The organism is Clostridium paridis (assembly GCF_016765615.1).
GTDB lineage: Bacteria > Bacillota > Clostridia > Clostridiales > Clostridiaceae > Clostridium_T > Clostridium_T paridis.
Window position 1 is genome coordinate 15,725 of the sequence record NZ_JAESWA010000019.1, and the last position, 25,492, is coordinate 41,216.

19 protein-coding genes and 1 other annotated feature are annotated in these 25,492 nt (G+C 30.4%); of the genes, 18 read left to right on the forward strand and 1 reads right to left on the reverse strand.

All coding sequences use genetic code 11. The features are described 5' to 3' along the window. The first annotated feature begins 209 nt into the window (after positions 1–209). The 14 genes from JK634_RS05510 to ribA all read left to right on the forward strand — a co-directional run bounded on the left by JK634_RS05510 (position 210) and on the right by ribA (position 18,606). On the forward strand, positions 210–1,454 hold the full coding sequence (locus JK634_RS05510) for an MDR family MFS transporter (RefSeq protein WP_243425563.1): 1,245 nt from the start codon (positions 210–212) through the stop codon (positions 1,452–1,454). 52 nt (positions 1,455–1,506) lie between these two features. Next, positions 1,507–2,478 carry a 2-hydroxyacid dehydrogenase gene (locus tag JK634_RS05515; RefSeq protein ID WP_202766637.1) on the forward strand — a complete coding sequence of 324 codons (972 nt, stop codon included), beginning with the start codon at positions 1,507–1,509 and terminating at the stop codon, positions 2,476–2,478. Between the two features lie 61 nt (positions 2,479–2,539). Further along, positions 2,540–2,821 (forward strand) — a binding site (T-box leader). 41 nt (positions 2,822–2,862) lie between these two features. Continuing rightward, a complete protein-coding gene (gene tyrS, locus JK634_RS05520) occupies positions 2,863–4,071 on the forward strand; it encodes a tyrosine--tRNA ligase (protein ID WP_202766638.1) in 1,209 nt (402 codons plus the stop codon). Between the two features lie 96 nt (positions 4,072–4,167). Further along, a complete protein-coding gene (locus JK634_RS05525) occupies positions 4,168–5,058 on the forward strand; it encodes a D-alanine--D-alanine ligase (protein ID WP_202766639.1) in 891 nt (296 codons plus the stop codon). Between the two features lie 39 nt (positions 5,059–5,097). Next, positions 5,098–6,546 carry a MocR-like pyridoxine biosynthesis transcription factor PdxR gene (gene pdxR, locus JK634_RS05530; RefSeq protein ID WP_338031217.1) on the forward strand — a complete coding sequence of 483 codons (1,449 nt, stop codon included), beginning with the start codon at positions 5,098–5,100 and terminating at the stop codon, positions 6,544–6,546. 134 nt (positions 6,547–6,680) lie between these two features. Further along, the gene (locus JK634_RS05535; RefSeq protein ID WP_202766641.1) at positions 6,681–7,850 is read left to right on the forward strand and encodes a sensor histidine kinase; all 1,170 of its coding nucleotides are present in this window, start codon (positions 6,681–6,683) and stop codon (positions 7,848–7,850) included. A 23-nt stretch (positions 7,851–7,873) separates the two neighbouring features. Then, the gene (locus JK634_RS05540) at positions 7,874–8,527 is read left to right on the forward strand and encodes a response regulator transcription factor (protein ID WP_202766642.1); all 654 of its coding nucleotides are present in this window, start codon (positions 7,874–7,876) and stop codon (positions 8,525–8,527) included. 154 nt (positions 8,528–8,681) lie between these two features. After that, complete coding sequence (locus JK634_RS05545) at positions 8,682–9,626, forward strand: ABC transporter ATP-binding protein (protein ID WP_202766643.1); 945 nt, start codon at positions 8,682–8,684, stop codon at positions 9,624–9,626. 2 nt (positions 9,627–9,628) lie between these two features. Next, on the forward strand, positions 9,629–10,768 hold the full coding sequence (locus JK634_RS05550; protein WP_202766644.1) for an ABC transporter permease: 1,140 nt from the start codon (positions 9,629–9,631) through the stop codon (positions 10,766–10,768). Between the two features lie 2 nt (positions 10,769–10,770). After that, a complete protein-coding gene (locus JK634_RS05555; protein ID WP_202766645.1) occupies positions 10,771–11,847 on the forward strand; it encodes an ABC transporter permease in 1,077 nt (358 codons plus the stop codon). Between the two features lie 308 nt (positions 11,848–12,155). After that, positions 12,156–13,175: a Delta(10) desaturase DesB gene (desB, locus tag JK634_RS05560; RefSeq protein ID WP_202766646.1), complete on the forward strand. Its 1,020-nt coding sequence runs from the start codon at positions 12,156–12,158 to the stop codon at positions 13,173–13,175. Positions 13,176–14,347: 1,172 nt separating this feature from the next. Beyond that, positions 14,348–16,234, forward strand: a complete 1,887-nt coding sequence (gene abc-f / locus JK634_RS05565) for a ribosomal protection-like ABC-F family protein (RefSeq protein WP_202766647.1) — start codon at positions 14,348–14,350, stop codon at positions 16,232–16,234. Between the two features lie 107 nt (positions 16,235–16,341). Further along, positions 16,342–17,397, forward strand: a complete 1,056-nt coding sequence (gene ribD / locus JK634_RS05570; protein WP_202766648.1) for a bifunctional diaminohydroxyphosphoribosylaminopyrimidine deaminase/5-amino-6-(5-phosphoribosylamino)uracil reductase RibD — start codon at positions 16,342–16,344, stop codon at positions 17,395–17,397. A 21-nt stretch (positions 17,398–17,418) separates the two neighbouring features. Further along, entirely contained in the window at positions 17,419–18,606 is a 1,188-nt protein-coding gene (ribA, locus tag JK634_RS05575; protein WP_202766649.1) for a GTP cyclohydrolase II, read from the forward strand. A 46-nt stretch (positions 18,607–18,652) separates the two neighbouring features. Here ribA and JK634_RS05580 read toward each other — a convergent pair whose 3' ends face one another. Next, on the reverse strand, positions 18,653–19,900 hold the full coding sequence (locus JK634_RS05580) for a hypothetical protein (RefSeq protein ID WP_207753595.1): 1,248 nt from the start codon (positions 19,898–19,900) through the stop codon (positions 18,653–18,655). A gap of 93 nt (positions 19,901–19,993) precedes the next feature. On the opposite strand from JK634_RS05580, the gene JK634_RS05585 reads away from it, so the two are divergent. The 4 genes from JK634_RS05585 to JK634_RS05600 all read left to right on the forward strand — a co-directional run bounded on the left by JK634_RS05585 (position 19,994) and on the right by JK634_RS05600 (position 25,464). After that, positions 19,994–21,172 (forward strand): DUF116 domain-containing protein, encoded by a 1,179-nt coding sequence (locus JK634_RS05585; RefSeq protein ID WP_202766650.1) that lies wholly within the window; start codon positions 19,994–19,996, stop codon positions 21,170–21,172. Between the two features lie 258 nt (positions 21,173–21,430). Next, positions 21,431–22,675 (forward strand): ammonium transporter, encoded by a 1,245-nt coding sequence (locus tag JK634_RS05590; protein WP_202766651.1) that lies wholly within the window; start codon positions 21,431–21,433, stop codon positions 22,673–22,675. Between the two features lie 123 nt (positions 22,676–22,798). Next, positions 22,799–23,161, forward strand: coding sequence for a P-II family nitrogen regulator (locus JK634_RS05595; protein WP_202766652.1), 363 nt, complete (start codon positions 22,799–22,801; stop codon positions 23,159–23,161). Between the two features lie 128 nt (positions 23,162–23,289). Continuing rightward, positions 23,290–25,464 carry a methyl-accepting chemotaxis protein gene (locus JK634_RS05600; protein WP_202766653.1) on the forward strand — a complete coding sequence of 725 codons (2,175 nt, stop codon included), beginning with the start codon at positions 23,290–23,292 and terminating at the stop codon, positions 25,462–25,464. The last annotated feature ends 28 nt before the right edge of the window (positions 25,465–25,492 follow it).

Genomic DNA, 25,492 nt, shown 5'->3' on the forward strand with positions numbered 1-25,492 from the left:
TACTCCTTTAAATCAAAAATATATTTAAACATCGATGTTACACATATTAGAGATACTGAGTGTGTAAAAAGTTTCAACATAATAAAATTTAATTAATTATATTATAATTTACATGAATTTGAAATACATGGTAAATAACTGTATAATTTAAGTGTTTATGAATGATAAATATTTTATATTCTTTTTATTAAGGATAGATGGGGGATAAAATGAAGTTTTTAGAGAATATGTTTAAACAATATAGGGGACTGCCTAAAGAGATGTATATTTTATTCATTGGAAGAATGGTTAACAGCATGGGTTCTTTTGTTTTCCCGTTGTTGGCATTAATATTAACACAAAAGATAGGTATGTCTAGTGGGCAGGCAGGAGGATTTGCTACATTACTTGCAGTATGTCAGGTACCATGTTTAATGCTTGGAGGAAAGCTTGCAGATACAATTGGCCGTAGAAGGGTTATTATATTATTTCAATTATTAGGTGCAGCAGCATATATTTCCTGTGGGTTTATGAAACCTTCAATTTTTATGACTTATATTATTATATTAGCATCGTGCTTTTATGCAATATCTCAACCAGCCTATGATGCATTAAATGCTGATCTTACAACACCAGAAAACAGACAGGCAGCATATTCACTATTATATATGGGTTTTAATCTAGGATTTGCAATAGGACCTATTATAGGTGGTATGTTATATAAAAAATTCTTAACTCTTGTTTTCATTGGGGATGCAGTAACAACATTAATTTCTTTATGTCTTTTTGTAATATTTATAAAAGAGACAATGATTAAAAAAGGAGAGGTTAATGCTCAAGAAGAGGAGACTCTAGAAAGTCATGTAGAAGGATCAGCAATTAAGGTGCTATTACAAAGACCTATATTACTTATATTCTCTTTAATAATGCTAGCTTATTCTTTTGCATATTCTCAATGGGGTTTTGCACTTCCTATACAAATGGGAACCATTTTAGGACAAGATGGAGCTAGAATTTATGGGCTAATGGGTGGTCTAAATGGGGTTGTAGTTATAGCATTTACTCCATTATTAACATCTATTACACAAAAACTAAATCCAATTAAAACTATGGCTATAGGCGGAGCACTATACGCACTATCCTTTGGATTATTTGGATTTATAAAAGCATTGCCATTATTCTTCTTTGGAGTATTTTTAATGACAATTGGAGAAATACTTATAGCTATAAATAATGGAGCATTTGTGGCCAATCATACACCAGCTTCACATAGAGGAAGGATAAGCTCGATACTCCCAATTATATCTGGTGCAGGTTTTGCTTTTGGACCAATGATAATGGGAAACTTCATGGAGAATCATAGTATTATGAGCTCTTGGCTAGTAATTGCATCCGTGGCAATAATAGGAACTATTTCTATGTTTGGATTAGAATTTGCGGATAATAAAAGTAAAGCTGTAGAGGAAATTAATTAACAAAGTATCCCAACCAGCTTATAATAAATCATATATAACTAGGAGGATAAAGATGGATAAGCCAAAAGTTTTTATAGCAAGAAAAATACTAGATGAAAATAAAGAATATCTAGAAAAATACTGTGATTTAGAGACTTGGGATTCGGATTTAGAGATAACTAGAGAAGAATTATTAGATAGACTTTCTGATAAAGAAGGGTTATTAACTGTTGGAACAAAGATTGATGAGGAATTATTAAATCGTGCACCTAAATTAAAAATAGTTAGTAATATTTCAGTTGGTTATAATAACTTTGATTTAGAAGCAATGAAAAAAAGAGGAGTTATAGGAACGCATACTCCAAACGTATTAGATGATACAGTGGCAGACTTAATATTTGGACTTATTATTTCTTCAGCACGAAGAATTCCTGAGTTAGATAGGTATGTAAAAAATGGGGAGTGGAAACCTCAAGAAGATGATGACTTATTTGGAGTAAATGTACATCACAGAACCTTAGGGATAATTGGAATGGGTAGAATAGGAGAAGCTGTTGCTAAAAGAGGGAAGCTAGGCTTTGATATGGATGTTATCTACTATAATAGAAATAGAAAGTTAGAAACTGAAAATAACTTAGGTGTAAGATATTGCGAATTTGATGAGTTATTAAAAACTTCTGATTTTATAGTACTTATGACACCACTTACGAAGGAAACTAGGGAGCTAATAGGTTATAGAGAATTTGATTTAATGAAAAAATCATCAATATTTATAAATGCCTCAAGAGGGCAAACTATAAATGAGAAAGCATTAATAGAAGCTCTAGAAAATAAGAAGATATTAGGGGCAGGATTAGATGTTTTTAAAATTGAACCAGTAGAAAAGGATAATCCATTACTAAAGATGAATAATGTAATAACTCTTCCGCATATTGGTTCTGCAGTTGAAGAAACTAGAAGAGATATGTTTGAAGTAGCAGTTAGGAACCTAGTTAAAGGGGTACAAGGAAAAATACCACCTAATGTAGTTCCAGAGCTTAAATAAGAAAGTTAAACAATGTATTTACAAGCAGATTAATTTGATATAAAATGATATAAATTCATAAATGAAAGCGTTGAGGAGAAAGAGTAGCATAAGCAGAGTCTTAAAGAGAGTTCCCGGTAGGTGAGAGGGGCAAGATAAGTTAATGTGAATACATCTCTGAGCAGTACTCTGAAAGATAGAGAGTTTTAAAAACTCTAGTAATCTAGTAGGCAGTTTCCGGATTTTGCACCCGTTATAGTGCTAGAGTATAACCAATTTATAATTGACGTACTTGAAGAGGTTACTATTGTGAAATAGTAATGAATTTAGGTGGTAACACGTGAGTAATGCTCTCGTCCTTTTTAATAAAGGACGAGAGCTTTTTTATTTTTAGGAGGGATTAAAATGAAGGATTTAGAAGAACAATTAAAAATTATTGAGAAAGGGGCAGATGAGATAATAGGATTAGAGGAGCTTAAAAGTAAGTTACTAAAAGCAAATAAAGAGAATCGGCAAATCATTGTAAAGTTAGGGCTTGATCCAAGTGCACCAGATATACACTTAGGGCATACAGTAGTTCTTAGAAAAATAAAGCAAATTCAAGATTTAGGACATAAGGCAGTTATAGTTATAGGTGATTTTACTGGTATGATTGGCGACCCTACAGGAAAGTCAAAAACTAGAAAAGCCCTTACTAGAGAGGAGGTTCTAGAGAATGCAAAAACTTATGAAGAACAAATATTTAAGATATTAGATAAAGATAAAACAGAAGTGAGATTTAACAGCGAGTGGTTATCAAAGTTAAACTTTCAAGATGTAATTAATCTTGCTGCAACAACTACAGTTGCAAGAATGCTCGAAAGAGAAGATTTTAAAAAGAGATATGAAAGTAATATGCCAATATCAATACATGAATTCTTTTATCCATTGATGCAAGGGTATGATTCATTAGAATTAAAGTCAGATATTGAATTAGGAGGAACTGATCAAAGATTTAATGTCCTAATGGGTAGGATGCTACAGAAGCATTATGGAGAAGAACCTCAAGCAACAATATTTATGCCACTATTAGAGGGTACAGATGGAAAAGAGAAAATGAGCAAAAGTTTAGGGAATTATATAGGTATTGATGAAGCACCAGAAATAATGTTTGAAAAAGCTATGAGAATTCCAGACTCGCTAATAATCAAGTACTTTGAACTAGTTACTGATATACATCCAGATGGGATAAGTGATATAAAAGTGAAACTAGAAAAGGGAACTGTAAATCCAAGAGATATAAAGATGTCTTTAGCAAAAGAAATAGTAAGATTATATCATGGGGAAGAAGGTGCTCAAAAAGGAGAAGCGAGATTTAAGATAGTTTTTCAAAAAAGAGAAATACCAGAAGACATTGATGTGTTAGAAGTGACATCAGAGGAAATAAATTTAGCTGAAATTCTAGTAGATAATGAAATTATAAAAAGTAAAAAGGAAGTAAAAAGACTAGTGGAACAAGGAGGAATAAAAGTTAATAACGATAAAATAAATAATATTAATTCCATTGAGATAAAGGATGAAGCAATTATACAAATTGGAAAGAAGATTTTTTTAAAGCTTAAGAGAGTACAATAAGTACCTTACCACTTGTTTACAAAACTCCTTAATTGGTGGACGTTAAATATCCCTTCTCAGATTAATATAATAATATTAGAAAAAGGAGGGATATATATGAAAATAGGAGTATTAATGGGTGGAGTTTCTTCAGAAAGAGAAGTTTCATTACATTCAGGAAAAGGTATAGTGGAATATTTAGATAGAAATAAATATGAGGTATTCCCTATTGTTATAGATGCAAAAGAGGAATTAATTGAGAAGGTTAAAGGGATGGACTTTATTTTTATTGCCTTGCATGGAGCTTTTGGCGAGGATGGAGCAGTTCAAGCTATACTTGAAAGTATAAATATGCCTTACTCTGGCTGCGGTATTTTAACTAGTGCTTTATGTATGGATAAAAAGCAAACCAAAAGGATACTAAAGAGTGAGGGCATAGCAGTTGCACCAGAAGTTTTAGTAAGAAAAGATAAACCTTTTGACTTGGAAAAAATAAAAGAACTTGGTTACCCAGTTGTAGTTAAACCTAATGGTGGTGGTTCTAGTGTTGGAACTTTCTTAGCGAAGAATAATCAGGAACTTGAAAGAGCAATCACTGAAGCATTAAAGTTTGATAAAGAAGTTATGGTAGAAAAATATTTGCCGGGAAATGAATATACTATACCTGTTTTAAATGGAGATATATTTCCAATACTATCAATAAAAGCTAGTGGAGAGTTTTATGATTATAATTCTAAGTATACAGATGGAGGCTCTGAAAAAGCTATAGCAGAATTGACTGAGGATTTGCAGAATAAGATGAAAGAAATTGGGGAAAGGTGCTGGAATATTTTTAATTGCAAGGCTTATGTTAGAATTGATATTATAGTAAGTGATGGTATTCCTTATGTATTGGAATTAAATACTTTACCAGGAATGACGAAGAATTCATTATTCCCTAAAAGTGCAAAAGGAGTAAATATGGAGTATAGTGAGTTGTTAGACAAGATTATTGAATACTCCTTGTAAGTGATAAAAAACCTAGAGTATAAGAGGTGTTTGTATTTGATTTTTTCATCCTTTGAATTTAATAAAGAAGAGGCTATTTATATTCAAATAGAAAATCATATAAAAGATAATATTGAAAAAGGAATTCTTCAAAATGGAAGTAAACTGCCCTCCACAAGAGAATTAAGTAGTATATTGGGGGTAAGCAGAAGTACTGTTGTAACTGCTTATGAGATACTAGAAAGTGAGGGAAAAATAAAAAGTACTAAAGGAAAAGGTACCTTTGTAACATCTAATAAAAAAGTAGCAGAAAAGAGCTTTAATATAGATTGGGAGTCAAAGGTTAATGGCTATGCCCACACATGTGAAGAATTAGATATCATTAAAACAGAGATTCCTTGGGAAAAAGGGATGATTTCTTTTAAGAGCATAGCACCTGATGAAAGCTTATTTGATTTAGATGAATTTAAAAGAGCCTTTTTGAATGCATGGTCCCTTGAAGGTGAGAAATTATTAAATTATGGATATGCAAGAGGATATAAGGCGCTCATTGAATATCTAATGAAATATATGGAGAACAAAGGTGTTAATACAAAGGGGAAAGAAATCTTAATAACAAATGGCTTTACTGAGGGGTTTGATATAGTAATTAATTCGCTAACAGTACCAGGTGATAGAATTCTTTGTGAGAATCCTACTCATAATACAGCATTAAAGATAATGAGAGCACGGGAGCTTGATATTGTTGGTGTAGATATGGATGAGGATGGAATTAATATAGATAAATTAAGTGAAGAATTAAGGAGTAATCCTCCTAAGCTTGCATATATTATACCTTCTTACCATAATCCAACTGGGATAGTAATGAAGGGTGAAAGGAGAAAAGAAGTATTTGAGCTTTTCCAAAAATACTCTGTTCCAATAGTAGAAGATGGTTTTAATGAGGAACTTTTATATTCAAGTTCTCATGTTCCTCCAATAGCTAGCTTATGTAGCAGTGGAAATGGAGTAATTTATATAGGAAGTTTTTCTAAAATCCTATTTCCTGGTTTGAGAATAGGTTGGATTTTAGCAGATAAAAAGCTTATAAGCACTTTAGAAAGTGTTAAAAGGACAAGAAATATTCATACTTCTTTTTTGGATCAAGGGATATTTTACAATTATATGATAAGTGATTCTTTTAGAAGGTATGTAAAGAAAGTAAGAAGACATTATAGAGAAAAATATAATTTTACGCTAGATAAAATAAAACAATATATCCCATATGAATATATTATGGGAGAAGGTGGACTTCACATTTTCGTAAAATTAAAAGGTGTTAATGCTAGAAGAGTGCTAGAGGAATGTTATAAAAAAGGGGTAGTATTTACTGCAGGTGATATTTTTTATACGGATAATAAGGGGACAGAAACGTTAAGAATAGGTTTTTCTAGAGTTAGCATGGAGGATATAGAAAAGGGAATTAGGATAATAGGAGAGACTATAAAAGAAATTTTAGAAGATAAATAGCTGTTTTAGGAAGAGGCAATTTAAGGCCTCTTTTTTGTTAACTTTTTTTGCAATAAATAGTAATTTGATGTTAAAGTATATAATAAGAGGAAAAATAATTCATAAATTAAAATAATAGTAAATTGGGAGGATATATGTTCGAAAAGCTAAACAAAGAGAAGTACATGCTTTTCTTAAGATATGGATACATACTAATATTTTTATTTTCTTTTGTAAGAGAAAATAGTAATAAGCTTGGAATAAATCATATAATACTTATATTGATTTTTATAATTAATAATCAATTAAGATATTTTATATTTCCGAAGAAACTTGCATACTCAATACCATCATTTATGGTGGAAATTATAATGGCATTTTATTTGTTTAATTTCGCAGGAAGCTATGGCAGTATAGTTTTTATTTTAATTTTAATGGATATAATATATGAGTTTAATAGCATATTTGCATATATTTTTGTGCTTGCTATTACATTATTGTTAATATATACAAAAAACATCAATTTAATAATATATTGGGCAGTAGGTGTATCACCAATTATTATTCTATTGGTCAGAATTAAGGATGAAGAGGAAAGAAAAGTTGAAGCCCAGGATTTGTATGACAGGCTAAGAAAAAAAGATGAAGAACTGAAGAAGGCTAATAAGGAATTAGAATCTTATGTAAATACCATTGAAGAAATCACTTTATTAAGAGAACGGAATAGGATATCTAGAGAAATTCATGATAATGTGGGACACGCTCTTTCAACCATTATAATTCAACTTGGGGCAATAGAGAAAATAGCAAAAGTTAATGGAGATGAAGCGTCACTAATGGCTAATAATCTTGGAGAATTTGCAAAAGAAAGTATGGCAAGAGTTCGGGGTGCAGTAAGGGCCATGAAACCAAGAGAATTGGAGGAATATGAAGGTATTGTAGCTATTTCAGAGATGATTAAGAACTTTGAAAAGTTAACTTCAGTGAACGTAAAATTTAGAGTTTCGAATAAAGTATGGAAACTAAATGCTGATCAAACTATGGTTATATATAGAATTATACAAGAATTCCTTTCTAATTCTATTAGGCATGGGAAGGCTACTGAAGTTAGAATATTTTTAAATTTCTTAGAAGATGGATTAAGACTTCATTTAAAAGACAATGGTGTTGGATCAAAAGAAGTAGTTCCTGGAGTAGGGCTTAGAAGCATTAAGGAAAGAGTTGCAGCATGGGCAGGAACCTTGGAATATCATACAAATGAAGATAAAGGGTTTGAACTTATTGTGACAATGGAAAAATCAAAGCTTAACTTAGATGAAGTATAACTAATTTGGGGAGAAGTTTGAATATGAATAAGATAAAATTAATAATTGTAGATGATGAAAAATTAATAAGGGAAGGTTTAAAAATAATACTCTCAACCTATGAAGATATAGAAGTAGTAACTTTATGTGAAAATGGAAAAGAAGCTTTTGAATTTTGCAGAGATAATGATGTAGATGTAGTATTAATGGATATAAGAATGGAAGTATGCGATGGAGTGCTTGGAACAAAGCTAATAAAAGAAGTATGCGATAAGACAAAGATACTTATGCTAACGACTTTTAAAGATAGTGAATATATTGAAGAAGCTCTTAAAAATGGAGCATCTGGTTATTTGCTTAAGGATAGTTCATATGATCTTATTTATGGAGGGATAAAAGCTGTATATGGAGGAAACATAGTAGTTCATCCAGATATTGTTTCAAAGCTTGTAGTTAAAGAGGAAAGAGCAGAAGGGGAAAAGAGTATAGATGAGTTAAAGAAGACTACTTGTCTTACGGATAGAGAAATTCAGATAATCGTGGAGATAGCTAAGGGATTATCTAATAAAGAGATTGGGGAAGTTATGTACCTAACTGAAGGAACCATTAAAAATAATATTACTACAATACTATCAAAATTATCCTTGAGAGATAGGACACAAATAGCTATATTTGCATTTAAAAACAATCTTGCTTAGGGATAACTTAAAATATGTAAAATGGCATGCTGCTAGGCATGCTTTTTTCATTGATTAAAATGACTTAAGTCATCTCACTTAATGACCTAGGCTAATAGGAGGATGCTTTAAAATAAAATATAATTAATGTATAAGATTGATGGAGGTAATAAATATGAAAGCTATAGAAGTGAAAAATTTGACTAAAAGATTTAATGATAAATTAGTTCTTGATAATGTATCTTTTGAAATAAGAAAAGGAGAGATTTTTGGGTTGTTAGGTCCAAATGGTGCAGGAAAATCTACACTTATAAACTTAATGGTAGGACTTATACAAATGGATAAAGGCGAGGTTACTGTAGGAGAGTACGATATCAAAAAAGATCCTTTAAAGGCTAAGGAAAAGATTGGTTTAGTACCTCAAGAAATAGCACTTTTTGAAAGTCTAACTGCAAAAGAAAATCTTGAATACTGGGGCGGACTATACGGATTAAAAGGAAGTTTATTAAAAGAAAGAATAAATGAAGCTTTGGAGTTAGCTGCATTAAAGGAGCATTTAAAGAAACCAGTGAAAAAATACTCTGGAGGAATGAAAAGAAGATTAAATATAGTAGCAGCTATGATGCATCATCCAGAAATATTGATAATGGACGAACCTACTGTAGGGGTTGATCCTCAATCCAGAAATCATATTTTTGATGTGGTAAAGAAGATGAATAAAGAGAATAACACTACCGTAATTTATACATCTCACTACATGGAGGAAGTTGAAATATTATGTGACAATATAATGATTCTTGATTTAGGTAAAGAATTAGCTTATGGAAGTAAAGATGAACTAAAGAGAATGGTAGTAAGTGATAAGGTTATAAAGATTAGAGCAGATGGAGAAATTCAAGATTTAATGTTTGATATAAGAAAACTAAATTCCGTTAAGGGTGTAGATATAAATGATATGGAAATTAAGGTCGTGGCTAAGGATAATATTAGTTTAAATGAACTTTTGGATGTTATTTCAAAGCATAAAGTTATGGTAAGAAATATTGGAATAGAAGAACCTAATCTAGAAGAAGTATTTTTAACCCTAACAGGTAAAAATTTAAGAGATAAGGAGGAGTAGTGATGAAATTATTTCCTCATATAAAAAGAAATTTAGTATCTTACATTAATACAAATAAAATGACAATTATAATAGCGTTCTTTCTTTTTCCTATGGTAATGGCATATATCTATGGAATCATGGAAGAAGATATGTTTACAGGAAAAAGCTCTTTTGAGCCTATAAAGGTTGAAATTAGTTATGATAAAGACAGCAAAGAAGGAGAACTATTAACTTCTATATTGAAAAATAAAGAGGTAAAGGACTTTATCAATAGTGATGCTACAGAGGATTTTAAATGCAAGGTTACAATTAGTAAAGATTTTAATGATATAAATATACAAAAGTTAAAAGGCTCAGATAATGATACTGAGATGATAAAAACCTTTATGAAGTCATTTAGTGAAAATATAAATCAGTATAAAATAATTCAAACTAATGTAGAGAAACTTAATTTATCACCTATGGATAAAAGTCAGATAACAAGTAGCATTCTTATTAGCTTACAAGAGAATTCTAATACACCTACTGTAAAGGAAAAGATAGTAGAAGGCTATAGAACTCTAGGTTCAAGAGAGTATTACACAATATCTCTATTTAGTTTTACTTCAATTATGCTTATTAGTCTATTAATTAAGGGATTTTATAATGAAAGAAAAAAGGGAATATTAAAAAGAGTTTTCTCGACACCAAATAGTAAGTTAAATTACTTCTATGGATATGTAAGTTTTACAATGATTATGGCGCTTATTATTAATATACTTTATGTAACTATAAATAGATTTTTAGGAACAGCATTTACAGGGAATTATCTATACTTACTAATGATAGTATTTCTTCAAAGTATTCTTGAGGCAGCCGTAATAGGAGCGATAATAGCATTAGTTAAGAGTGATAAAGTTGCTAATGGAATAATGACTATATTGATCTTTTTGCCAATGATAATTGGAGGAGTATTTTACAGTGCAGACATTATGGAGGTTAAAGTCCTTCAAGTACTTTCTAACTTTGCACCTAATTCACTTATATTGAATGCATATAAAGGATTATCTATAACTGAAAGTTATAGTGGAGCATTAACTCAAATCATGATAATGATTGGTTTATCCGCATGTTTATTAGTAATCAGTACAATTAAAGTTAAAACTAGCTGGGAGGATTAGTTATGAGATTCTTAATAATACTAAAAAGCAACTTAAAAAGAATGTTAAAAAATAAAAGAAATCTTGCTATAAGCTTTTTAATACCGCTAACTTTGACTTTGGCTCTAGGTTATGCTTTTAATAAATTTTCAAGTAGTGATAATCAAAGTATCATAGTAAACAACGACAAAGGAAGCTACGGAAGTGAGTTTATAAAGGAATATAGTAAGAGTAATTCGATTAAAGAATATTCTAAAGAAGAAGGGATTGAAAAACTAAAGAAAAAACAAATCTCAGTATACTATGAAATTCCAGAGAATTTTACTGAAAAGATATCCAAGGGAGAAAAACCACAAATCCAAGCTGTAAAATTAGAAAGTGGTGGACAAAGCAATTTTGAGTTTAATGCTAATTCAATAGTTACAAAAATGCTTTTAAGAGAAAAATTTGAAAAGAGCGGACAAAAGGTTTCCCTAGAAGATTTAAGCTATAATAAATCTAATATTGAGGTTACTGGTAAAAATGCAAAAACAACTGGGGATATAGTAATGCTTAATATGATAATAAGTTTTGTACTTTTTGGAGCCATAGGAATAACAATAGAGCTTTTAGGACTTAAGAAACAAAATATTTTATCAAGAAGCTTTACTACCTCAAATACCTCAAAAACCATAATTGGCGGAGTTTTAGTGGCAATGTTTATTTTAGCTGCAATAGGATATGGGATTGTATATCTAGCAAACTTAACTATAAACTCATTAGGAAATCCTTCCGAAGCTCCAGTTATATTAATTAATATAACAGCACTATCATTGGTATCATTAAGTCTTGGAGTATTTGTATCAAGAATAATTAAGAATGAGAGTATGTTACAAGCAGTTTTACAAATAGTTATTTCGGTTTCTTGCTTTGTTGGGGGAAGTTTCATGCCAATCGAATATTTGCCTAAGAGTATAACTGTTCTTTCAAAATTCACACCACAATATTGGGCATTACAATCAATAAATACAGGTAATGTGTGGTTATCACTAGTAGTAATCTTATTTGCAGTAGTCTTGTTTACAGCAGGTACCTTTAAGGTTAAGAACTTTGTAGAATAGAAAATAAGAGCCAAGCGCCACTTATATTAAATGTGGTGCTTGGCTCTTTTAATAGTAAGTTATATATATTCTTTGCATTACAAAACTGTTTGCAGGAAGTGTTGATGAGTTCCATCAACACTTCTCGCAAACAGTTTTCAAGTATTTATTTAAATAAAGGAATATATAATAAAGGTAAGTGATAAAATATATTAAGAGATAATAATTATTGACAAATCAATTGAAAAAAATTATCATTTAATTAAAGGCTAATACTTTGACAATCAAAGTATTAGCTTAAATTTAAATTTTCAAGAGGTGAAATGACAATGAATAATCTTCATAATATAAGTTGGTATGCAAGCAAAATAATTCCTGAGTTACCTAAGAAGGTATTTAAGACTTCTCCCACTAGACTATTGGGAGGGCTTGCATATTTAATAGTTATAATAACAGGAATATTAATTATAGCTTTAACAAAAATGAATTTAATCAGTAATTTTATTATATCAATTGCACTAGGATTTAGTTTTGCAGCAATGGGTTTTTTAGGTCATGAAATTCTTCATGGTTCGGTAGTTAAAACTTCTTGGCTTAAAAACTTTTTAGGCGCCGTTGCTTTTTTCCCTCTTAGCGTAGGGCCTAAGCTTTGGGTAAAGTGGCATAACATGAATCATCATGCCTATACTCAAAACGAAGAAAAGGATCCAGATGCGTGGATGAGTTTAGAGAAGTATTTAAAAAGACCATTTATAGTATTAATATATAAAATTCCATTGCAATTGAGATCTCTTGTTAGCTTTATATCACTAAGCATTACTTTTACGATTCATTCAACAAGAATGTTTGTAGAATATATTCTAGATATTAAAGAAAAAGGAAAGTTGACACTTTGGGCACAATTCATAGTACCTTGGACAGTCTGGATTGGATTATTGCTTTATGTAGGAATCACTAAGTGGACCTTTATATATTTAATACCTGTGTTAATAGGAAACTTTATAGTAATGGCATATATATCAACAAATCATAGATTAAATCCGCTAGTAGAGATAAATGATCCTTTAATCAATAGTTTATCTGTAAGGGTTCCTAAATGGATTGATATTTTACACTTTAATTTTTCCTATCATACAGAGCACCACCTATTTCCAAGAGTGAATCCTAAATACTATCCATTAATTAAACAACATATAATTAAACACTGGCCTGAAAGATATAATGAAATGAGTTTGTTTTCAGCACTAATCTCACTCTGGAAAACTCCTAGGATATATTATAAAGAAGTCAATCTTATAGATCCAGAGAAAGGCAGAGTATACAACACCTTATATAAAGAATTAAAGTAGTCTTTCTAAGTAGCTAGGTTTAAATCCGCTAAGGGTAAGCAGTAATTGTGATGGAAAATAAAAAAGCCAAATTAGAAAGCCAAATGGAATAAAGTTTATATTAGTAAAATTAAAGTTAGAACTTAAGTTATACAGAGCGACATTAATATCGCATAAACAAAATAAGAGCATTCCCCAAAAAATTATACGATGATATTTGTATTTCTTTGAGGCTATTATCAAATTTGTTAGCAGTAATATTCCGTAATATAGTGCAATTATAAATAGACTTAGATTACTGAGCCTATAAGAAAATACTATAAATATTGGAATCAAAAACAATGATATTATGATTGAAATAAGTATTAAGGATTTTTTAGTTAAACATCTAAATAAATACGAGTACTGAACTAATATAAAAAAGAATACTCCTAAAAAAAGTTTGCCAGAAAGAACAAGGAATAAATCAGCTAAAAGTGTAAAAAACCTAGCAGATTGCATTAATAAAAGATCCCTTTTATTAATGCAATCATTTCCTATAAATAAACTTAAGACAAAGCAAAGCAATATTGTAGAATATTTTAAGCAAATAGAAACATAATTATAAGAATCCCTATTATATACGTCCATTAATAGGAATAAAAAATATAGGATAAAATTTATATAAATAAATAACTTCACAAGTGATTTTTTAGTCATAATGTTAGCCCCTTATGAACAAAATATAAATATAAATAATATAATGTACAGATATAGAAATTTTATGTTTTTAAATATATTGTTGATATATCTAAAATTTTACAGTATAATACTAGTAAATATATCAAAAGGAGGATAGAAAATGAATAATTGCTATGTTGATAGAATGAACAAAATTAGAGCAATATCTGTAAGAATTTCAGCAAATTCTTTATTTAACGGGATAAGTGCGTCTAAAATTGTATATTTTCAACATTAAGCAAGTAATTCATCTATTACCAGATATATTAGATTAATAAGAAATGATATCCGGGTAAGGTGGTCTTGCCCGGTTTTTATATGGTTAAAAGTATATGGCTTAGTATATACTTTTTTATGGAATCCTGGCAGGAGTTTACTTGTCCGGATTTTTTGTTTTATATAAATAAAAACCTTTCTTAAAGCAATGATTCGGAAAGTAACACCTATATCTGATTTAGGAAAGGAAGAGAAATATGATAGAAATAGCGTTAAAAGATTTAGTGAAGTATTATGGAGCAAATTTAGTATTGGATTCAGTTAGCTTTGAGGTACACAAAGGAGAGAAAATAGGCTTAGTAGGAAGAAATGGAAGTGGAAAGAGTACCATATTAGAAATAATATCAGGACATGAGAAAATTGATGGTGGAATCTTAAGCATTAGAAAAGGTGCAAAAGTAGGATATTTAAAGCAAATTCCAAGTTTTCCAGAAGAATATACAGGAAGAGATGCTTTGAATACAGCATTTATAGAAATAAATGAGCTGGAAGTTCATATAGCTGAGTTAGAAAAGAAAATGAGTAATTCTAGTGAAAAGGAATTAGAAAAAGTATTTAAGCAGTATAGCGAAGTGCAACAGAGATATGAGCTCTTGGGGGGATATGATAAGGAAGAAAACCTAAATAAGGTTACGCAGGGATTAAAAATAAATGAGAATATACTAAATCAACCTTTTAGTATATTAAGCGGAGGAGAGAAAACTACAGTAATGCTAGGCAAAATACTATTAGAAAGCCCTGATATATTACTCTTAGATGAACCGACTAATCACTTAGATATGGAGTCGCTGGAATGGCTTGAGGGATATATAAACCAATATAGTGGAACCATTATTATAGTATCTCATGATAGATACTTTTTAGATAAGGTTGCAACTAGTATAGTAGAGCTGGAGGACTTTAAAAGTACTACCTACCAAGGAAACTATTCTTCTTATGTAAAAAAGAAAGATGAAGATTTACTATTGCAATATCAAGCATATAGAGATCAGCAAAAAAAGATAGACCAAATGGAAAAGTCTATAAAGAATTTAAGGGATTGGGCTATCAGAGGGGATAATGGAAAGTTCTTTAGGAGAGCTGCTAGTATGCAGAAAAGATTAGATAAAATGGATAAAGTTAATAAGCCTAATTTAAATAAGAAAAATATTAAGCTTAATTTGATGCTAGAAGAAAGATCTGGAGAAGAGGTAATTAAAGTTAAGGAGGCTACAAAAACCTTTGGGAATAAAGAACTATTTATTAATGGAGAATTTAATATTTCATATGGAGAAAAAGTTGCGTTAATTGGTGCTAATGGATGTGGGAAATCAACCTTTTTAAAAATCTTATTAGGATATGAGAATATCGATAACGGAATAATAAAACTAGGTGAAAGTGTTAGAATAGCTTATTTGCCTCAAAATATTGAATTTAATAATGAGAATACCACCATACTAGAGTGCTTTAGAGAAGACATTCAGATACTAGAAGGAAAGGCAAGAGAATATCTAGCGAAGTTCATGTTTTTTGGAGAGAGTGTTTATAAAAAGGTAGGTAGCTTATCTGGAGGAGAAAAAACTAGATTAATGCTAAGCAAACTCCTATTTAATGATGTGAATCTATTAATATTAGATGAGCCTACAAATCATTTAGATATAGATTCAATAGAAACCTTAGAAGAGGCTCTAGAAGATTTTCAAGGGACAATATTTTTTATATCCCATGATAGATATTTTATAAATAAAATTAGCAACAGGATTGTTGAACTTAGTGATAAACAGTTTGTTAGCTATGAAGGAGACTTCGATTATTACAAGGTAAAAAAAGATGAAAGCCTAAGAAAAATAAGTCAAGAACCTGTTAAGAAAAAGGAACCTATAAAAAAACCTGAAAAGATAAAAGAGAGAACTCCAAGCAAGAGACAGATAGACGAGTTGGAGAATAATATAAATGATATTGAGAGGGAAATAACAGATGTAGATGCTAGAATGAGTTTGCTTGGAAGTGATTATGAAGAGCTTAATAAATGGCTTTTTATAAAGGGAAATTTACAGGAAAAATTAGATATGCTTCTAGAGAAGTGGATAAAGATAACTGAATAAGTCGAATTAGATGATAATAATTATCAAATAACTTGACAGCGAAATTTTCATGTGCTACATTAAGTAAAATATTAGTGAATTTTTGAATTCTTTGGGGGGATAAAATCATGAAGGAATTCTATATGAAAAGAGCTATTGAACTTGCAGAAAAAGCTGTAGGTTTTGTAAATCCAGATCCATTAGTTGGAGTTGTATTAGTAAAAGATAATAGAGTAATAGGTGAAGGATATCACAAAGAATATGGAGCCCCATCAGCAATAGAAGAAATGTTATCTACTATAAAAGAAGATATATATGGATCAGAATTATATATAAACCTTGAACCAGAGTTTGATATAATAGTTAATAGTGGAATAAAAAAATTATATATTGGAATGTTAAATCCTGATAAGACTAAAAGTAATATAGAAAAGTTTATATCAAGTGGTATTGAAGTTAATGTCGGTATACTAAAGGAAGAATGTGAAGAGTTAAATGAAATCTATAAGCATTATACTTTGTTTAAAACACCTTTTGTGTTTACGAAGTGGGCAATGACTTTGGATGGGAAGCTAGCAACTAAAACAGGAGATTCTAAATGGATAAGTGGAGAAGAAAGTTTGAGATTTGTCCATCATTTAAGACAAAGAGTTGCGGCAATTATGGTAGGAGAAAATACCGTGAGGCAGGACAATCCTATGCTTACTACAAGATTAGAAGGTGTTCAGATATCAAATCCTTTAAGAGTAATTTTATCTAAGTACGGGGATATATCTCCTGAAGCAAATGTCTTAAAGGTAGATAGTGATACTAAAACATTAATCATATCTTCAATTAATATTCCAGAAGATAAAGAAAAATTTTTAGTTAATAAAGGAGTACAGTTAATTAAGATAAAAGAAAAAAATAATAGAATAGAGTTTAAGGATATAGTTAAAGCTTTAGGAGAAATGAAAATTGATTCTCTCTATATTGAGGGTGGAAGCTCAGTATTGGCATCAGCATTTGAAAGTGGAATTGTAAACAAGGTGTATGCAGCAATAGCACCAAAGATTATTGGTGGGAAAGATGCTATAACTCCTGTTGGAGGAATTGGAATTGAAAGGATGAAGGATGCTATTGTATTAAAAAATGTTAAACATGAGATTGTAGGAAATGATGTTATTTTTAAAGGATATATTTAGGTGAATAAAAGGAGGAAAAATATGTTTACGAAGATTGAAGATGCAATAAAAGATATTAAAGAAGGTAAGTTAGTTATAGTAGTAGATGATGATAATAAAGAAAATACAGGGGTTTTAGTAGCTTCAGCAGAAAGAATTACAAAAGAAGTTTTGAACTTCATGATAAAAAATGGAGGAGGACTTATTTCAGTCGCATTGACAGAAGAAAGACTTGAAGAGCTTAATTTGCCAGAAATAGCAGAAAAGACTCTTGAAAAGGGCAAAGGGGATTATACTTTGTCTATAGATTATGAAGAAGCAAAAAATGGAGTAGACGTTCAGGATAGAGTTTTAACTATTAAGAAGTTAATAGAACCAGGTATTAGTAGAAAGAATTTTAGGGTTCCTGGACATGTGTTTCCTATTAGAACCTTAAAAGGGGGAGTGCTTAAAAGAGCAGCAAGAGGTGAAGCTATAGTTGATTTAGCTACATTAGCTGGATTAAATCCTTCTGGAGTAGTATGTGAAGTGTTAAATGATGAAGGTTCTTTAGCAAAATTATCTGAGCTGGTGGATCTATCTATAACTAATAACTTTAGTATAATATCAATAGAGGATTTGATTGCATATAGAAGAGAGAGTGAGTGCTATGTTGTTAGAGAAGCAGAGGCTGGACTACCTACAGCTTATGGAAATTTCAAAATGGTTGGATTCGTTAATAAGTTAAATGGCGAACATCATGTAGCGCTAGTGAAAGGTGATATTAATGAAGCGGATGAGGTTCTTGTAAGGGTACACTCAGAATGCTTAACAGGAGATGCTTTTCATTCTTTAAAATGTGATTGTGGAGAACAATTGGCAGCAGCATTAGCAGCAATTGAAAAAGAAGGAAAAGGAGTACTTTTATATTTAAGACAAGAAGGAAGAGGAATTGGTTTAATTAACAAGATTAAAGCTTATAAACTTCAAGAAGAGGGTATGGATACTGAGGAAGCTAATATAGCATTAGGATTTCCAGCTGACATGAGAGATTACGGAATTGGTGCACAGATTTTAAGTGAATTAAAAGTAAGGAAAATAAGATTAATGACTAATAATCCTAAAAAGATTGTTGGACTTAAAGGTCATGGAATTAATATTGTAGAGAGAGTTCCATTAGTAATGGAGACAAATCTTCATAATGAAAGATATTTTAAAACTAAAAAAGAAAAAATGGGACATTTATATTAATTTAAGAACCCAATAGCTTGCCTAGTTAACAAGCTATTGGGTTTTTCTATTCCAGTAAGAACATAATAATATAATCTAAAGAATAATCAGTAAGAGACATATTTAATTTATTAAGTTTCTTCATTAGCTTATTTTTTAAATTCCTTGTATACCTTAGGGTGTAAGGTAAGAATTGTTCAATATATGAAATATAATCTTTAGAAAAAAAGTTTTTACTATCTGTAATTGCAAAAAGAATCATTAAAATACAGTTGTTTTTAATGAATGACTTTAAGAAACTACTATTTTTACTGCGAAAACAAGTAGAAGAGTCTATTATGTGAGTGGTTAAATTAATTAATTTGCTTACAATAGTATCAAGCGGGTACTTGCCAGATAGTTGAGACATTAGAGTCATGTGATTATTAACCAAATCATCTTTTAAATCTTGAAGATCATCGCAGAGTTGAAGAATAAATCCATATCCATAAGCAAATATTTCTTCTTCGTCCGATAGATTTCCATCAATTAAATAACCATCAGCTAATACCGATGAACCGCCTTTTTCAATAGATATATCTAAGATATCCACTTCATAAGGAATGCTTTTATATCCTTGCTGCATTAAGCTCTTTTCTTGAGCATTTTGTATATATAGTAGAGAATTATAGACATTTGGATAACATTCTCTATTATATTTAGCTTCAATTAAAGAAATAAGGTTAAATACTTGTTCTTCATGAGAAGAAGCTGGAGCAATCAACTCTCCCTCAAGCCGTTTGTAAAGGTTAGTATTAAAAGTCTTTTTGCTATGTATTGAGATAGTAGTATTATCAAGAAAGTTATCTGTATAAGGATAAAGAAGGCTGTAACCCAAAATAGCACTAGTAAATTCAATCTTTTTGCCCAATACCTCTTGAAAAATATTAATTATCCAAACATTCCGCAGGGCTTGCCCGATATCGGTGAATGGCAAGGTTGAATCAAAGTACTTACATTCCTTTATAAATCTACTTGTACTTATAAGAAAAGCATCTTTCATTTCTGAACTTATTCCACTAAAAAATATATTTTCTTTAAAGATAGTATCTATATGGTTCTTAAAGTCATTTTTCCAAAGAACTTGGTTATCAGATTCCTTTGGAAAAGTTTGAAGCTTTTTTATCATGGTGTCTATCAATATATTTAAATCTTTCTCGTTGAATTTTTTATCTGAATAACTATATTTTCTTAGGTCGATAAGCAAGTTAGTATCAGATTGCCACCAAAGTTTTCTGTAATATGAATTTAAAAAATCAATTTTGGTAGTTTTCAAAATAAAGTATCCCCCAATGCATCTTTTTAGTTTACAATAATATTATATAGCAGATATGTAAAAAGGTGGTAAATATTTTTAGTGGGTGAGGATATGGGGAAAGTAATAACATATTATCTGGGTGATGAGAAAAATTCAGCTGAAGAATACTATGATGTAATAAAGAGATTTTCAAAAGAGATAATAGGATATGTTAAAGAAAACGTAGGAGTATTTGTAGAAAATCGTATGGAATACCAGAATAGAATTGATCCTAAAAAACTAAAAAAGAAAGAAGAGTATTATTTAGAGATATTAATCTTAGGTGTGCTTTGGAATGAATACATTAATAATGCTATAAAATCTAGGTTACTCTCCAAAACAATATTGACTAGGACTGTATATTTTAGGGTAAAAGGAAAGAAGATGAAAAAAGTAAGAATAAAAATAAAAGGCTTTCTTTCTACCATTATTTCTAAGAACAATAAGAGCTTGAGAAAAGATGTTGCCAGGTCTTTTAATAATGTAAATAAACTAATTCAATGGTTAAAGGCAACTGGAGAATTTATATATGAAGTTAAGTGTCTACAAGAATGGAGTAATTACTTAAAAACAAAAAACAAAGAAGAAATTTACCAATTCCTGACTAGGAGTATTAATATTGCAAATGAATTTGAGGAAAAAAGCAAAATTACATTAGGCGTTTATACGAAGGGGGTAGGGAGCTTTCTAAGAGAAGTTTATCCTAGTCATACCTGGAAAGAGGATGTTATATATTGTGGAAAGAGAGAAGTTCAATATCATTTAAATATGGTTGGAGCAGAAATACTCAATAGAATATATAGAGAAGATTTTCTAAAGACTGATGAAAAGAGAATTCTTTTGCCAGGATGCATGAGAAACAATTTAGAAGAAGAGTGCAGGGGAATAAGAACAGAATACGGGTATGTATGCATTAACTGCAAAAGTGATTGTGCTGTGAGCAAGTTATCATTAATGGGCAAAAAATATGGAGTTAAAGTTTTTGTAATTCCACATGAATCTCTAATATATGAAAACACCAATATTGAAGATAAAAGTATAGGCATTATTGGTGTCGTATGTGTACTTAATCTCATCTCGGGAGGAATGAAGGCGAAGAGTATAGGATTTATCCCTCAATGTGTAATTCTTAATTATTGCGGATGTAAAAATCATTGGGATGAAGAAGGAATTATCACTAACTTAGATATTAATAAGCTATTTAACGTATTAGCAATAAGCGACACTTCTGCAGACATTAATATAAAGTAAAAATTATACTAAATATTAAACAAATTATTAAATATTATAGTCAGGGGCAATTATATAGAAAGTAATCTTGACATATAAAAAATATGAAAGTAGAATTAGAACTAGTTGATAAATAAAAATTTAGGAAAACTATGGCGTTTTCATTTCAATTTTAATATACACTGGGGGGTGTATATTGTTTGGGATGTCTGCGCTTTTTTTATGCAAAAAAATAAATTAAGTTGAATTGCTAAGTTAATTGAAAATGGGGGTAGAAAAATGAATATGTTAAATGGAGCTGATATGGGGTTTGTCTTTATTTCAGCAGCCTTAGTAATGCTAATGGTTCCTGGGTTAGCATTGTTTTATGGTGGAATGGTAAAGAGTAAAAATGTGTTAAGTACAACAGTACATAGTTATGCAGCCTTAGCTATTATTTCAATACAATGGATAATAGTAGGTTATACATTGGCTTTTGGGCCAGACATAAAAGGAATAATCGGTGGATTTGATTGGGGTTTTCTAAAAAATGTAGGAATAACTCCTAATGCAGATTATGCAAGTACTATTCCTCACTTAGAATTTGTAATATTTCAATTAATGTTTGCAGCTATTACTGCTGCAGTAATATCTGGTTCTTTTGCTGAGCGTATGAGATTTCCAGCATTCTTAATATTTATGCTTTTATGGAGTACCTTAGTTTATGATCCTATTGCTCACTGGGTATGGGGAAGTAATGGAGAGCATATGGGGTGGCTAAAAAAACTTGGAGTATTAGATTTTGCAGGTGGGAATGTAGTTGAAATAAATTCAGGTGTTTCTGGGCTTGTTGCAGCAATATTTATTGGAAAAAGAAAAAAGAGAAAACCTGAGCCTCATCATATACCAATGGCAATACTAGGAGGCGGTATTTTGTGGTTTGGTTGGTTTGGGTTTAATGCTGGAAGTGCTCTTTCTATGAATTATGTAGCAATTAATGCATTTGTAACCACCAATACTTCTGCAGCAGCAGGAGCAATTGCTTGGGTTGCTTGTGAATGGATTCTTTATAAGAAACCTACAGCTTTAGGAACTATAAGTGGAGCTATAGCAGGATTAGTGGCCATAACACAAGGAGCTGGATATGTAAGTCCTATGTCAGCTGTTGTCTTGGGATTGGTTGGAGGAATATTAAGTTTCCTTGCAATAGCAGTATTAAAAGCAAAACTTGGATATGATGATGCATTAGATGCCTTTGGATGCCATGGAGTTGCGGGAATTTGGGGTGCTATTGGAACTGCAATATTTGCATCTAAAGATATTAATTCGGCAGGAGCAAATGGAGTTATATATGGCAACTTTGAATTATTGAAAGTTCATCTTATTTCAGCAGCATCAGTTGCTTTATATGCAGCAGTAGTAACCTTCATAATATTAAAAGTAATGAGTTTTGTTATGAAAATAAGAACTGATGAGTCTCAGGAGTCAGAAGGATTAGATATTTCCTTACATGGTGAAGGAGCATATACAGGATTAAATGTATAATAAGTTATTAAAAAATAACCTTAAGTTACTTAAGGTTATTTTTTTTACTCTTTAGGGAAGTATAAATTGTAGACTACGCTATTAAGTATATAGTATTATGAACTTATGGGGGTGGTAAGTTATATGGATAAGAAGCTTATGAAAGTTGATATTATCACAAGAGCTAATAAATTTGATGAACTTAAAGATGCATTAAATCATATAGGGGTTACAGGAATGACTGTTTCTAATGTACTAGGTTGTGGAATGCAAAAAGGATATAAAGAGTATTATAGAGGCGTAGCTGTAGAAGTTAATCTGCTTCCTAAAATAAAGGTTGAAATAGTAGTAAGTGAAATTCCAGTTGAGGTAGTTGTTGATGCCGCAAAAAAGGTTTTGGGAACTGGTGAAATTGGGGATGGTAAGATATTTATTTATGAATTAGCAAATGTTATTCGTATTAGAACTGGAGAAGAAGGTTGGGACGCTCTCCAAGATAGCAAATAATCTAATAAAATTGATAAATAAATTGACTACAAAGAATAAATATTATATATTTAAAAGTATATACATGTCAAAGAGGACATCCTAATGGGGGATGCCCTCTTTTTTTTATAAAATAAGGGGGGCTATAAATGAAATTAAGGTTAAATTATTTGCTGAATAGGAACTTAAAAAGCCATTCTGAAATGGTTTTTGAGGGTATTTCTAGGGGGAGAAAGAAAGCTCTTGAAAATTGGTTTAGGGATAAGTGGGTGCAATTAGAAACCACAATGAATACAATTAAAAGCTTAGATGAAGACAGTAGGGAAATTAATTTAGAGCTTGAGGATAAACTAAAATATTACAACGATTTTAGTGAACTCTTAGTTATTAATGAAGCTGGAAAAGTTATTATTTCAACATGTCAAAAACATATAGGAGATGATATGAGCATATTTCCTAACTTTGAAGAGGGGATAAGTGGTAATCACCTTATGTATGGACCATACAATGATGAAAAAACCTTGGATTTAAATCTGTCTAGTAAAAAGTTTTTTGATGAAGTTACGTTGTTGTTTTCAATTCCTTATAGAAATGAGAATAATGAGAGAAGAATATTATGTACAAGGGTATTGAATGATGACATGAGTAATGTAATTCAAGATGAGGATACTCATATTTATAAAGATTCTGGAGATAATTATCTATTTATGATAAAAAGTGATAGAGATATTTTGCCAGGAACAGCTATATCAAGAAGCAGATTTGAAGATAATACATTTACAATGGGTGAAAATTTAAAGGATGGTGTAAAGACTAGCAAGTGGGGAGTCGTAAAAATAAATAAACATACTGAGTTTGAAGTGATTTTTAATGATCCGGCAACAGGAAAGCTTCATCCTGGTATACAAAAGACCATGGAAAACGAGGAGAATTTAGATTGTTGGCCAGGATATCCGGATTATAGACACATCATGGTTGGAGGAAAGGGAACAATAATTAGACCACCATATTCTAATGAAGTTTGGGGAATGATGTGTGAAGGAGACATAGCTGAAATATATAATTTCAGAAGTGTAAATTTAAGAATTCCATTAGTTACATCTATAATAACAGCGTTATTTCTAATAGTAAGTAGAGTAATAACAGCAAAAGTAGGGAATCTTGGTATTGTTAGTGACATAGCTACTTGGATTATAATAACATTAGCAACATATTTCATTTCTAAAAAAGTTATTGTAAAGCCTTTAAATACAACTGTTTCTATATTACATATGATTGCAGAAGGAGAAGGTGATTTAACTAAAAGGGTAGAAAAGCTATCATCAGATGAAATAGGAGAGCTGTCTAGATGGTTTAATAAATTTATAAATAATCAAATGAATATGGTTAAGAGAGTTGGAACATCAGCTAAGACTACAAAACAATCAATAAAAGCAGTTTCAGAATTAACAGAAAATATAAAAAATAGTATGAAGGTGATAGCTGGGACTGTAGAAAGTTTACTATTAAATACAAACAATCAAAATGAATTAATTCAAAATAATAAAGCACAGTTTAATAATATATCTACTTCCATTAAGGAAATGGACGAGTTAATTAATCAGGTTACTGAAAAGGCTATAAAAACAAGTAAGTATGCAGTTGAAGCAAATGGATCGTCTGAAGAAGTATTAAATTCTATGGAAGAACTTGATAGAATAATGGAGAGAACATTAAAAAGCATAGGTTTATTACAAAAAAGATCAAATGAAATATCACAAGTTATAAGTGTTATTAGTAGTATTAGTAAACAAACTCAATTACTATCTCTTAATGCAACTATTGAAGCTGCAAGAGCAGGTGAAGCAGGTAAGGGCTTTTCTATAGTTGCTCAAGAAATATCAAAGTTAGCTTCTGAAACAGAGGAATCGACAGCGTCTATCAGTGAAATTGTAAGAAATATTCAATTAGAAACAAAGAATACTTCTGAAGCAATTGTGCAGATTAATTCAAGTGTAAAAAAATCTGTTATAAGTACTAAAGAAGCAATTAAATCTTTTGAGTTAATATCAAATAATATAACAGAGGTAACTAGAACCATGGAGTCTATATCTAAGATTACAAATAATCAAAGTATTGCAGTTAATCAAGTAGATATAGAGATAAATAAAATGGCAGAAGTGATAAGAAAAAATACACTTCAAGGAGCAAGTAGTAGTGAAGAATCTCTTGGTCTTGTAGAGGATATATTAAGGCAAATTATCCAATTAAAACAAGTTTCTGAAGTAATGGTATATTCATCAGATAACTTAGAAGAAATTGTAGGCGGATTCAAGATAGTATAAAAGGCAATATATTAAAAAGCTGTAGTAA